The sequence below is a fragment of the Rhizobium sp. SL86 genome (assembly GCF_026672545.1).
Taxonomy (GTDB): domain Bacteria; phylum Pseudomonadota; class Alphaproteobacteria; order Rhizobiales; family Rhizobiaceae; genus Neorhizobium.
Genome location: NZ_JAPPRJ010000006.1, coordinates 97,617 through 110,956 on the forward strand (window position 1 = coordinate 97,617; position 13,340 = coordinate 110,956).

General features: G+C 66.4%; 6 protein-coding genes. All 6 read right to left on the reverse strand.

The features are described from left to right. Entirely contained in the window at window positions 1-7,539 is a 7,539-nt protein-coding gene (locus OU993_RS19375) for a type I polyketide synthase (protein WP_268160247.1), read from the reverse strand. A 233-nt stretch (window positions 7,540-7,772) separates the two neighbouring features. Continuing rightward, window positions 7,773-8,417: a dioxygenase family protein gene (locus OU993_RS19380; RefSeq protein WP_268160249.1), complete on the reverse strand. Its 645-nt coding sequence runs from the start codon at window positions 8,415-8,417 to the stop codon at window positions 7,773-7,775. Between the two features lie 149 nt (window positions 8,418-8,566). Then, window positions 8,567-9,985 carry an efflux transporter outer membrane subunit gene (locus OU993_RS19385; RefSeq protein WP_268160250.1) on the reverse strand — a complete coding sequence of 473 codons (1,419 nt, stop codon included), beginning with the start codon at window positions 9,983-9,985 and terminating at the stop codon, window positions 8,567-8,569. A gap of 169 nt (window positions 9,986-10,154) precedes the next feature. Then, entirely contained in the window at window positions 10,155-10,826 is a 672-nt protein-coding gene (locus tag OU993_RS19390; protein ID WP_268160251.1) for a 4'-phosphopantetheinyl transferase family protein, read from the reverse strand. A gap of 8 nt (window positions 10,827-10,834) precedes the next feature. After that, window positions 10,835-11,938 (reverse strand): hypothetical protein, encoded by a 1,104-nt coding sequence (locus tag OU993_RS19395; RefSeq protein WP_268160252.1) that lies wholly within the window; start codon window positions 11,936-11,938, stop codon window positions 10,835-10,837. A 509-nt stretch (window positions 11,939-12,447) separates the two neighbouring features. Further along, on the reverse strand, window positions 12,448-13,242 hold the full coding sequence (locus OU993_RS19400) for an IS110 family transposase (protein WP_268160253.1): 795 nt from the start codon (window positions 13,240-13,242) through the stop codon (window positions 12,448-12,450). Window positions 13,243-13,340 lie beyond the last annotated feature (98 nt).

The window sequence follows — 13,340 nt, forward strand, 5'->3', positions numbered from 1 at the left end:
TCAGGCGGCCTTTGCGGGCTCGGCAGGCGCCTGCGCTGCGGCAGGCGTCTCGCCGGTCCGGGCGCCGGCAAAGGCGCGCATCACCACCTCGACGACGCCTGAGACGGAGCCCGCCTGGATCATCTGCATGACCGACACCGGGCGGCCGACCGTCTGCTCCAGCGCTTCGGCGAGTTCGACGGCCATGAGGCTGTCGAGGCCGAGTTCGGAGAGGGGCTTGGCAGGTTCGACCTGCGAGGCCGGCAGGCCGACGACGCGAGCGACATTGTCGCTGACGATCGTCAGCAGGGCTGCACGACGGTCTTCTTCCACCATCGCGGTCAGGGCTTCCGCCATCGAATTTCCGCCTTCCGCCATCATCTGCATGCCCTCGGGGATCAGCATGGAGAAGCGCGGGGTGCGGGCGCCGGGCAGGCTCTGGCCGAGACGCAGCAGGTTGAACTGCGCGGCCGAGACCGCCGTCGCGCCGGCCGCCATGAGACGGCCGAGTTCGCCAAGCACGACGCGGGTCGGGCTCGCCTCCATGCCGGCGCGCTGTTCCAGCATTTCCTCGACCTGCTGGTTGCGGGTGAGGAAGCCGGCATCCTTGATGGCGCCCCAGCCGGTGGCCAGCGCCGGCAGCCCCTCGACGCGGCGGAGTTCCGCAAGCGCATTGAGGAAGGCGTTGGCGGCAACATAGGTGCCCTGTCCGGGATTGCCGACCATGGCGCTCGAGGACGAGTAGAGCACGAATGCTTCCAGCGGATCCTGCAGCGTCAGTTCGTGCAGGTGCCAGGCGCCGAGCATCTTTGCCGACATCACCCGGTGCATCAGGTCCCGATCGACCTTGATCAGCGGTGCATCCTCGATGAGCGCTGCCGAATGCACAATACCGACGAGCGGCGCCATGCTCGTGCGAACCTCGGCTAGAACCTTTTCGAGGCCGGAGCGATCGGAGACATCGACGGCGAAGGCGCGCACCTTGGCGCCGGCGGCGCGGATGCGGGCGAGGCCTGCCTGGGCCTCCTCAGTCTGGTCGCCGCGACGGCTGAGAAGGGCAAGGGAACGTGCGCCGCTCGCCACCAGCCATTCGGCCGTTGCGAGGCCGAAGCCGCCGAGACCGCCGGTGACCAGCCAGGTGCCGTCCTTGCGGGCGACATCCGTGCCGGCGGCGACGATCGGCAGCGTCTCGTGCGGTTCGGCGTCGAGGCCGATGACGAGCTTGCCGACATGGCGGGCCTGCTGCATGGCGCGGAAGGCTTCCTCGGCGCGCGAGATCGGCGTGACGAGATGCGGGAGCGGGCGAAGCGCGCCCGTCTCAAGCGCGGCGATCACCTCGCCGAAGACGCGGGCGGCGAGCTTCGGTCGTTCGACCAGCAGCGTATCGGCGTCGATGCCGAAATAGCTGAGGTTCTGGCGGAAGGGACGCAGGCCGATACGGCTGTTGGCGTAGAGGTCGCGCTTGCCGATTTCGAGGAAGCGGCCGAAGGGCTTCAGCACCTGAAGACCCTTGGTGATCGCCTCGCCGGCGAGCGAGTTCAGCACAACATCGACGCCCTTGCCGCCCGTCAGACGCATCACGTCGTCGGCAAATTTCAGCGAGCGGGACGAGAAGACATGGTCGGCGCCCATGGCGGTGACCAGCTTCTGCTTGTCGGCCGCGCCGGCCGTCGCGATGACCGTCGCACCCTTCAGCTTGGCGATCTGCAGCGCGGCCAAACCGACGCCGCCGGCCGCGCCATGAATGATGACAGTCTCGCCCGGCTCGATGCGGGCCAGATGATCGAGCGCATACCAGGCCGTCACGAAGGCGGTCGGGATGGTTGCCGCCTCGGAGAAGCTCAGCGTCTCAGGGATCAGCGCGGCGCTGCCGGCATCCGTCGTCACATGGCTTGCAAAGCAGGAGGAGGCAAAGGCGATGACGCGGTCGCCGGGTTTCAGGTGGGTGACGCCCGTACCGGTGCGAACGACCTCGCCGGCGCACTCCATGCCGATGGTCGGGCCGGAGAAGCCCTTTTCGACGGCCTCTTCCGGCAGCATGCCCATGGCCCAGAGCACGTCACGGAAGTTGAGGCCGGCGGCGCGGATACGAATTTCGATCTCGCCTTCGCCGGGCGCACGGCGTTCGATCTCGCGCAGATGCAGCGAGTCGAGGCCGCCCGAGGGCAGGAAGTCGAGGCGGAAGGGCCGCGCGCCAGCCGTCTCGGCGAAACTCGCGATGCGCGTCTGTTCGGCGATCGAGGATTCGCGGACCCGGTGAACGTAGCGGCGGCCATCGACGAGAAGCGTTTCGGTTTCCTCGTCGCGGGCCAGCAGCGCCTCGGCAAGCACGGCAGCGGCCGTGGTATCGTCGGCTGCGGCATGCACGTCGATGAGGCGCATGCCGACGGCGACCTGCTCATTGGCGATGACACGCGCCGTGCCGGCAATGGTCGCCTGGAAAGGATCGAGCGGCCCGACCCCGCCGGGCGTCGCGTAGGCACCGCGCGTGACGATGGTCAGTGTCGGGGAGGGTGAGTCATCCGCGTCCTCCAGCGGTCGAAGTTCGATGGCGCGCGACAATGCGATGGCCGAAAGGCAGCGCATATCCTGGCGATCGAGGATGGTTTCCAGATTGTCGGACGTCTCTGCAAATCCGGCCAAATGGATGAACTCGCTCGCACCCGTCTCCTCCTTGACCAGCGCGGCGAAGCGCTCGTCGGAAAGATCGGCCGGGTCGAGGCTGCGGAGCCTGACCGTCTGGCCGGCCGCTTCCAGACCCGCCTTCAGGGCGAGGATGAAAGGATTGCCGGCTTCGGACGGACCCGTGACGAGAACGCGCACGGCCGGTGCGGCCTGTGCTGCCGGGGCAGGGACTGCCTGCACGGCCTGGGGACGGCGGGCGATCAGCAGCGCGAAGGGCGTTTCGGCACCGCCGGCAAGTGCGGCGTCGGAGAGTTCCGGACCGACATCGAAGCCGGCGGCGGCAAGCGACGCCTTGACCGCTTCGACCGGACGATGCGTGCCCACCGGATCGAGGAGCCGTGCGACCCGGCCGGGACGCGCCACGAGACGGATGGCGATGCCGCCGGCCGCCAGCGTCGAAAACAGCGCTTCGGCCGGAACGTCGGTAGCCGCAAGGGCAATGTCGAAGCCTTTTTCTTCAAGGGCTTCCGGTGCGATGGCTGATGTGCGCAGGAAGTGGTAGGCGCCAAAGCGGTTGCCGGCGCGCGTCGTCGCCTGCTCCGAGGCATCGACGAACAGATAGTCGCTGCGCGATGGCGGCAGGACCGGAAGTACCGAGGCCGTGAGGCCACCGGTTGCGCCGCCGAGTTCGACGACGCGGATGCTACGGCCCTTCGGCCAGGCGGCGACGAGGCTGCGGAGCGTTTCGGCTGCCATGCGGTTGTAGACGAGGCGGCGGGGCGCCGTGTCCTCCATGGCCTCTGGCATCGCGACGGCGGGGAAATCCTCGATATCGCCCGAAAGCCAGGCACCAAGCGCGCCGCCGGCACGGCCGAGCGCCACGATTTCGGCACTGTAGGCCGGATGGGCGAGCATGAGGTCGCGCCGGAGCGCTTCCGGATCGGGCAGGCAGGCCTCGCTCGTCCAGGCGTAGAGCGGTGCTTCCGCCGTCGCGCTCTTCAGCAGATGACCGTCGGCGGCCACCATATCCACGAAGGCTTGCAGCGCTTCCGTGCGCGCGGCCGGAACGCCGGCCTCGCGGGCAAGGCCTGCCACGGTGAACGGCTTGCCACCCGAAGACAGGGCGCGGAGGGCCTGCGCCGCATAGGCGCCGGCCAGCGCGTCGAACTTTTCGGCAGGACCGGCATAGTGCGTGGCACGGCTTGTCGCGTCCAGCGCGGCTTGAAGTGCAGGTGCGGCGGCGACGATCTCTTCCGGGGCCGGAAGGGCGAGCGGCGTGCCGTGGCGGACGATCCAGTTCGGGTCCGGGCGCCAGTCCTCGGCGGTGATCGGCAGCGTGCCGGGGCGGAACTCTACCTTCTGGAAACGGCCTTCCGTCATGGTCATCAGCACGCGGCCGTCCACGTCGGTCACGATCATGTCGGCGACGCCGGTTCGGCTGTTTTCGTGGGTGACGACGACCTTGCAGAACACATGCGCCGGCAGCGGCGCGAGGCTGCGGATGCGGCCGACCTGCACCGGAATGGTGGCGCAGTCGCGCGGGTCTGTCTGGGCGATCATCGAGATCAGCAATTGCAGGCAATTGTCGAAGACGGCCGGATGCGAGCGGTAGCCATCGAGCTTGCCGTCGAGATCGGCAAGGCGGATTTCACCGAGGCCGACACGCTCGCCGCTTGTCGGATCCGACATCTTCAGCGAGACGACGCCCTGGAAGGCGGGGCCATAGGCCATGCCGCGCCTGATGCAGCCGGCATAATGCTCGGCAGCGTCGATCTCGAAGGGAAGCGTATCGGCGAGTGCAGAAAGGTCGAGGCGCTCGTTGTCTTCCTCCGGCTTGTCGAGACGGCTGACGCGGCCTCGGGCGTGGTCGGTCCAGGCGGTGGCCGCCGTGTCGGGACGTGAGCGGATGGCGATCGTGCCATCGGTGGAGTCCATCGACACCTGCACGATCGGCTCGGCGCCTTCGCCAAGAACCATGGGTTTCAGGATTTCGAAGTTTTCGAAATCGATGGCGCCTTCACCGGCCGACAGTGCTGCGGCGAAAGTGAGTTCCATGTAACCGGCCGCCGGGAAGATGGCCGAGCCCTGCACGACGTGGTCGAGCAGATAGCCGGTGTGAACGGCCTGCATGGTGTTGGTCCAGAGACCTTCGGCGGCCGGCGTGCGGTGGCCGAGCAGCACGTGATCGCGCACCATCGGCGCGCTGGTGTCCGGCAGGTCCCAGCCGCCGCGCCAGTGCACGATGCGGTTCCAGGGGTAGGCGGGAAGGCGCATCGGCCGGGCCGGGCGGGCATAGAGCAGCTCGGGCGAACCGCCGCTGGCCGCGTGGATGGCGCAGACGGCGTTCAACAGCGTCTCGATTTCCGGTGCCGGCGTTGTGTCGCTCGGGCGGCGCAGGGTCTGCAGGGCCGTCACCGTGCTGCGGTCGGTGGTCTTGGCGGTCTGCAGCACGTAGTCGCGCAGGACCGGGTGGGGCCCAAGCTCGACGAAGACGTCGATGTCATGCTCGGTGATCGCCTTGCGCACGGCTGGCTCGAAGGCGACGGGTGCGCGGATGTTTCGCCACCAGTAGTCGGCATCCAGCGTCTCGCCGGCGGCAACATCGCCGGTGACGGTGGAGATGAAGGGAATGGCGCTTTCGCCGGGGGTGAGGGCCGTAAGCGCGGCGCGCAGCGGCGCCTCGATGTCGTCCATGGCAGAGGTGTGGAAGGCGTAGTTGAGCGGCAGCATGCGGGCAAAGCGGCCGTCATCGGTCAGCTGGTCGCAGAGATCCTGCAACGCATCCGGATCGCCGGCGATGGTGACGGCCTTCGGGGCGTTGACGGCGGCAAGCTCGATCCAGCCGTTGGCGCCGGCAATCGCCGCCTTGACTTCGTCCGGGCCGAGCGCAACGGCGGCCATGCGGCCGCGACCGGCGGTGCGGGCCTGCATCTGGCTACGATGGTAGATCACCTGCACGGCCTGTTCGCGGCTGAGCGCGCCGGACACATGGGCGGCGGCGGCTTCACCCACGCTGTGGCCGAAAACGAGGCGCGGCACGATGCCGGCAGCCTTGAGGGCTGCGGCGAGCGCCACCTGCTGCGAAAACAGCAGCGGCTGGGCAATCTCGGTCCTGTCGATCTTCACCGCGTCCTTGGGGCGGCTCATCATCTCGATCAGCGACCAGCCGGCAAGCGGCGCGAAAATGGCGTCGATGGCTTCCATCTCGGCACGGAACACGGCGTTGCCGGCCAGAAGCTCGCGGCCCATGCCCCACCATTGCGGACCATTGCCCGAAAAGACGAAGCCAAGGCGGCCGGCGCCGGCGGCGCGCTGGACGGTGAGGCCGGACACGGTTTCGCCAACCAGGTGGCGGTCAAGCTTCTCGGCGGCTTCGGCCGGGGTCGCGGCGTCGAGCACCAGACGGTGCTGCTGATGGGCGCGGGCGCGGGCAGCACTGGCGCGCCAGGCCTGCCAGTCACTTTCGGGCAGGGTGGCGAGCTGTTCGGCATGGCGCGAGGCCAGCACGCCGAGACTTTCGGTTGATTGGGCCGACAGCATCAGCAGCTTGGTGAAGCCCTGCTCTGCGATCCCGCCGGCGGTTGCCTCCGATGCGCTGGATGCGGGCTTCCGGTATTCGCTGAGAATGCAGTGAGAATTGGTGCCGCCGAAGCCGAAGGAGTTGATGCCGAAGATCAGCGGCGTATCGCTTTGCGGCAGGGGAAGGGGCTTATCGACGACGCTGAGGCGTCCGGCCTCGAAGTCGATCTTCGGGTTGGGCGTATTGAAATGCAGGTTGGCCGGGATTTCGCGGTGGCGGATTGCCAGCAGGACCTTTGTGAGACCGGCCATGCCGGCGCCGGATTCCAGGTGGCCGATGTTGGATTTGACCGAGCCGATGTGGCAAACGGAGCCGTCCTCGCGCGGCGCACCGAGCACGCGGGAAATCGCGCCGCATTCGATCGGGTCGCCGGCTGCCGTGCCGGTGCCGTGGGCCTCGACGTAGAAGACGTCCTCGGCGCGCACGCCGCTATCGGTGTAGATCTGGCGCAGCAGGGCTTCCTGCGCCTCGCCGCTCGGCAGCGCCATGCCCATGGTCTTGCCGTCCGAATTGACGCTCGTGGCGCGGATCACGGCGAGGATCTCGTCGCCGTCGCGCTCGGCGTCAGCCAGCGGCTTCAGGATGACGATACCGCCGCCTTCGGCGCGCACGTAGCCCTTGCCATCGGCATCGAAGCTCTTGCAGCGGCCGTCCGGCGACAGCATTGATGCCTGGGCGAAGCCGGCAAAGGGGCGCATGCTGGCGAGGATGTTGACACCGCCGACAAGCGCCATGCCGCAATCGCCGGCCGCGATGCTGCGGCAGGCCTGGTGCAAGGCAACGAGGCTCGACGAGCAGGCCGTGTCTATCGACATGCTGGGGCCGTGCAGGTCGAAGATGTAGGAAATGCGGTTCGAGGCGATCGACAGCGCGCTGCCGATATTGGTGTAGGCATCTGGATGGTGGCCGACCAGTGTCGCATAATCGTTGGCGGAAATGCCGACGAAGACGCCTGTGCGGCTGCCGGCGAGATCGGCGGGCACGATTCCGGCCGCCTCGAAGGCTTCCCAGGTCAGTTCCAGGAGCAACCGGTGCTGCGGATCGACCTGGCGCGCCTCGCGCGGCGACATGCCGAAGAACTCGGCGTCGAAGGTGTCGATCCGGTCGAGGAAGCCGCCTGCGGGTGTATAAATGCGGGCCGGTGAATGGCTGCCCTTCAGGTGGAAGCCGAGATCCCAGCGGCTGCCGTCAACCTCGCCGACGCAATCGACGCCATCCGTCAGATTTTGCCACAGCGCGTCGAGGTCCGGCGACTTCGGGTAGCGTCCGCTGACCCCGATGATGGCGATGGACGATGGCGCGCGCACGGAGGCGATCTCTGTGGCGAGGGTGGTCGGTGCCTTTGTGCTGACCATGATACAAATCTCCATGTGAAAGGACGCACGCGATTGCTGTGAGCGACCACGCTTGGTTCAGAACGGACCATGCCTCTGGCTTGCTGTGTAAATGGTTCACGGGGCACCGAACGAGACGATTTAGCGCGGCTTACATGAGGGTTTTCTCACTTATCATTAATTGAATACTACCGCGCCGCACCAACGGTGGCTCGCTGCCTCACGCCGGGCTGCGTCAAAGGGCGCATCGGACGTCAAAGCCTGATGTCGACGACAGTTTCCAGGCTCCGTCTGCCATTTCGCAGGTTCATGCTGACGGCCTGCTGTTCGGCGGGGTTGAGGCGCCGGAACAGTCTATCGCGGCCATTGCCCGCATGGCCGGCAATGTAGAACTGGGTTGTCAGGACACGCTCGCCATGGATGACGCGCACATGGATATGCGGCGTCCGTCCCGGATAGACGACCGGCTCGATGGTGCGGAACGTATAGATCCCGCGACGATCCGTGACGTCGAAGCCGAAGCCCTGGAACCCGTGGTCGCGGCGCCGGAAGCTGAATTCGCCGGTATGGATATAGCGGCCGCGCGCATCGCATTGCCAGATCTCCACCCGCGCGCCGCTCACGGGCTGGCCGTTGGAGTCCAGAACCCGCCCCGTCAGCATGAGGATGTTTCCCTCCGCCGTGTGGCGTCGGCCCGAGATGCGCACGAGATCGTTATCGACATCCTTCAGGCGCATCGAGGGGATCGGATAATAGGGACCTTCCGTGGCCTCCGGGGTTCTGACGGCAGCCAGCGCCGACCGCTGAACGAGCGCAAGGGCCGGCAGCAGGAACGCGGCCTGGAGAAGGTGGCGGCGCGCAAGAAAGGTCTTGCCATCGCCTTGTATTTCGTTCTGCATCTCTGTCGTCTCCTCTGCCGGTGGTTTCGGCTGTGCGGCTCATGGCCCAAGCCGAACGGCACGCTGGCGTTGCCGTCAACAATTAGGTGTGGGCGCCGTCATCGTTTAGCAAGGGTTGTCGCGGGATCCGGCTTCACCGAGGCCGTCTGCTAGGTGTCGATTTCGACCGGTCTACCGCTCGGTCCCGGCAAGCCTTTGCCGACCGAGACGTTCAGCGTGATATACTGCAAGGCCAGGTTGCGTCGGGCGCCAGCAAGGTCGGCCTGGGCCTGCTTGAGCTTCCGGTCCGCGTCAAGCGTTTCGAAGAGCGAGGACAGTCCTTCGCGTTCGATGGCCCGTGCCAAAGCGAGCGCCTTGCCGGCCCGCGCCACGCGCGCCGACGTGGCGGCCATGGCCTGCGTCTGGCGATTGTAGGATACCAGCGCGTTTTCCACGTCCTCGACCGCCTTCAGGACCGCCGCGCGCCACGCCGCTTCCTTTTCTTCCGCCTGGGCCTGCGCGATGCGGACATTGGCGCGCAACCGGCCGCCGTCGAAGATCGGTAGGCGGAGTTGCGGGCCAAAAGACCAGGTTGTCAGGCTGCCGTTCTTGGCGTTGGTATTGACGTAGGTCGGCGTCACCGAGCCCGAGAGGGTGATCGACGGAAAGAGCTGGGACCACGCGTAGCCGATATCGGACACGGCCGCCTCGAAGTCCATCTCCGCCTTGCGGATATCCGGACGATTGCGCAAGAGGTCGGCCGGTACGCCGGCATCGGCGCTGTAGGCGGGCGTGGGCTGTCGGCCGCTTCCCGCGAGTTCCGGAACGATATCGGCCGCCGGGCGGCCCATGAGCGTTGCAATTCGATGGGCTGAGCGCCGGAAATTGGCATCGTGCAGGGGGATTTCGGCCGCCGCCGCCTCACTCGCCTCCTCCGCGCGCGCAAGGTCGAGATCGGACGCGTTCCCCTCGCGCATGCGGGCGCGGGTCAGTTCCTCTGTGCGGCGCGTCGAGGTGAGACGCGATTCGGCGATGCTCTTCAGCGACTGATGGTATCGGGCATCGACATAGGCGCCGGCAAGGTCGGAGGCGAGCGCCAGACGGGCGACCGCCGAACCGGCGACGGCGACCGCGCGGCTGGCCTCGGCCGATCCGACCTGGGAACGGACCTCGCCGAAGAGATCGATGAGCCAGTCAGCCGAAAGACTCGCCCCCGTCGTGTTCACGGTTCCATCGACCGTCCGCATCGAGCCATTCTCCCGCTCGACAAGATGCTCCGCGCCGAATGTCAGCGAAGGCAGGCCCCCTGCACCGGCCGCCGTAATGCCGGCATCGGCCGCGCGGATGCGGGCTTCGGCCTGCACCAGATCGAGGTTGCCGACTGTCCCCTCGGCTATCAGGCGATCGAGAAGGGGATCGCGGAAAGCCAGCCACCAATCGTCGCCGGCACGCGGGGCACCGCTCGCGATCGATCCGGTGGTCTCGGAATAGGCGACCGGCAGCGGCGCCGGAGCTTTCTCCGGGACGCGCGGTCCGACCGAGCAACCGGCTAGCAGGGCAGCGGTAAGAAGGCAGAGAGTGGGCTTCATGATCACGGTTTCCGGGCGGTCTTGCCGCTGCGCGCAGCAGGCTTCGGTTGTCTCCCGGAGTATTAGGACGAAGAGAAAAACAATTCGTTAACCACAAAATACGGAGTACCTGCTTCGCGGTCTCGCCGGCACTCTATGCTGGTTCGGGAGGTCGAACGCGTTGATCACGTCAGGTGGGCGGACGGGGCCGGAAGGCGAGGGCACCGGCATGCCCGTCACCACAGTCGATCGCCACAAGCGTCCAGCCGCCGCCGACGTCGTCCGGGTCGCTTCCGACGAACACGGGCCGGAAGCTGCCTGCGTCGCTCGGACGGATCTCCAGCCGGCGCGGGTCGTCGAGGAACCCCCTGCCGAGCGCCTTGATCAGTGCTTCCTTGAGTGTCCACTGCGCAAAGAAGGCCGCCACCGCGGCGGCGCCCGAGGCCGCGATCAGCCGCGTCTCCCACGGCGTGAAGACCTGTCGGCCAATCGCGCCAAAGTCGATGCCGGCCCTGTGCTGCTCCACGTCGATGCCGACGGAGAGGTCGCGTCCGATCGCGGCGACCACACGGTCGCCGGAATGGGAAAGGTTGATGTCGATGCGCCGGTCCTGCACCGCGCAGGGTCGGCCGTGGGCATCGCGCGCCAGGATGATGGCATTGAGAGGTAGGGCGGTCTCAGCGGCGATGATGTCGCGCAGCAGCAGGCGGCCGACAAGGAAGCGGTCCCGGTCGTCCGGCCGCAGATAGCGTGCCGCCTCCGCCTGCTCGGCGGCCGGCAGGAGGAGCACGCGCTTTGCGAGAGTTGGGCGCTCATCAGAGAGACTTCTAACGACGACACGCGGTTGTTCACCATGCCGCATGTCCGGCCTCACTCGGCCGCATTCGCGGACTGGACGTCACCCTTTTCCGTCTCCCATGCCCGAAGGCGCATCTTTCGGAAGCGGTCGATTTGCTCTGTTGCGGGACGCTCGGCGGTTGCCGCCATCAGAAGGCTGGTGGCCTCCGGTGCCACGAAACGCGCGCAGACATGCTTGTGGCTGGCGTAGACGGCGGACAATGAGGCGCCGATGCGCGCATGCAGGTCCGGATCCCGGCGCTGCAGGCTCTCGATGGCGGGACGCATCATCTTCATGCGCGACACGAGCTCGCGGTGGTCGCGCGAGAGCACGCCCGAAAAGCCGGTCGGGAAATAGGGGGCGTCCATGCTGACCCGGATGCTGGCATTGTATCGCGCTGCCGGAAAATCGCCCGTCAGTTCCAGCGCCGTCGCGCTCGCCGTCAGGAGCACGCAGACGAGTTCACCGGTCTGGCGCGCGGTTTCGCCGTCGCCATCCACTTCCGCGCGTTTGAGGGCCTTGAAGACGAAGACGAGGGACTGGCAGAGCCCGGCGAAGATCTGGTGGCCACGCACCCAGCGGCCCCCGGAACAATCGGCCTCGTTCTGCCCCAGGGCATAGGTGCGCACCGTCAGGGCTGTCGGTCCGACGGCATTCGAGCCGACGGCGAAGGCGATCGTGCCGCGAAGCGCGCCGGCGAGGCCTTGCAGCCGTTCGGGAGCAAGGCTCGTCGGAGCCGATTTCAGTTCCGTGGCGAGAATGTGCAAGGTCTGGATCTGACTGGAGAGGAAGGCAGCGGCGGCGTTCGTTGCGCTGCGCCGGATGCGGAAAAAATGGTCGTGGCTATCGATGTCGCAGGCCTGCCCGGTGTCGATCATGAAGTGGATCCGGCCTGCCTCCACCCCTCGTGCCGCCGGCAGCGAAGCCTTGATGGCGGCCATCGTCCGGTGGAAATCCGGCTGCCCGTGACCGGCTTCCTCGGCGCACTCCGCACGGACGGCCGCGGCAACGTCCGCCCAGAACTGGGGACGGTCCGGAATGTCCTCCGGCATTGGCATGTCAGCCGGCTGCACGGCCCTGCGGGCGGCATCAAGCGGCGAAACGGCACGACCTGTCCCCGCCCGACGCGCAGCCACCGGGGCGACGTCGTCCGTCTCTGCAAGATCCGATCGCGCAGGCGCTGGGTCGATTCGTCCCGTCAAGTGCATGCCCCCATGATTGAGGGCGTTTATGACAAGCATCACATTAAATTTGTCTAAATTTAGGATTTCCGCCAATAAGAAGGTAAACAAACACCATGCACGCGACAGCGGCTTCCGCTATCGCTTGACGTGACGCGGCTTCCGCCAAGGTGGGTGGACCGGAAGAGTTGACGCCGATCCTTCCGGCGCTCGCCCTTGAGAGCGGCGGTGCAAAAACCTACCACGGTAGATGGGGTTGTCTAATCGCAGCTTGGGCGTCAAGCGTAAAGTCGTTGAGGCGGTGCTGCCGGGTGCATGGTTGTCTTCGCGGTCGACATCAGGCGCCGCATGATGGAGCTTCGCGGGACGAGCCTTCAATGTGGACGACGCATTCAACCATGCACCCGGCAGCACCGCCTCAACGACTTTACGCTTGACGCCCAAGCTGCGATTAGACAACCCCATCAGTTCAGACCCAGCCAGGCCATGAACTGACGCGGATTGCTCAAGCGCCTGAAGTCGCCGATCTCCGATACCAAGGTCACCGCCGAGATCTGTGCGACCCCGCGCAGGGCCTGGATTGCTTCAACGACCGGGTTAAGCGACCAGTTCGGCAGGAGTTCCACCATCTGCCGGGTCAGCCTGTCGCGCCGTTCCTCGATCTGTTCGATGGAATGAATGTATTCTTCCATGGCAATCTGCTGCGCTCGGTGATCAAATCGCTGCGCCGCCAGCCTGTTACGGTGAGCCTTGCTCCAATGGGAGCGGCCTTCGAAGACCCGGCCGTGCTCGAGCAGGAACGACAAGAGATGCTGGCGTGCACGGCGCAAATCCGAGACCGTCGTCTCCCTGGCCCGGCAGAGATCGCGCATCGCCTCATGCATCTCGGCGGGAACCCAGATGGACGACAGTTCACCAGCGCGCAACAGCGCCGCAAGCACCACAGCATCGCGACGGTCTGTCTTTACCTGAAGTACCGGACGGACTGGAACCAGCGATGGCGCAACCACGAGGCATTCATGGCCGAGACCGGATAGCTGGCGATACAATCCATAGCCCGTCGGGCCCGCTTCATAACAAAAGCACAAGCGCCCGTGACACCCCGCCAGCTTCTCGGCCAACTTGCGCACCGCGTCAGCACGGTTGGCAGTTTCGCCGTAGTAGCGGACCTCTCCCTTGCGGCCCGCTTCCGCAAGACCGACCGCGATTTTTTCCTTGCTCACATCCAAACCAACGTAAATTGCGATATCATCGACCACGGCTCGTCTCCTATGTTTGAGGCTCTGGCTCTGCAGCTAACCCTCGTTCTGAACATATTGCGAGACGAGCCGCCCAGCCGATCAAGGACATGGGGTCT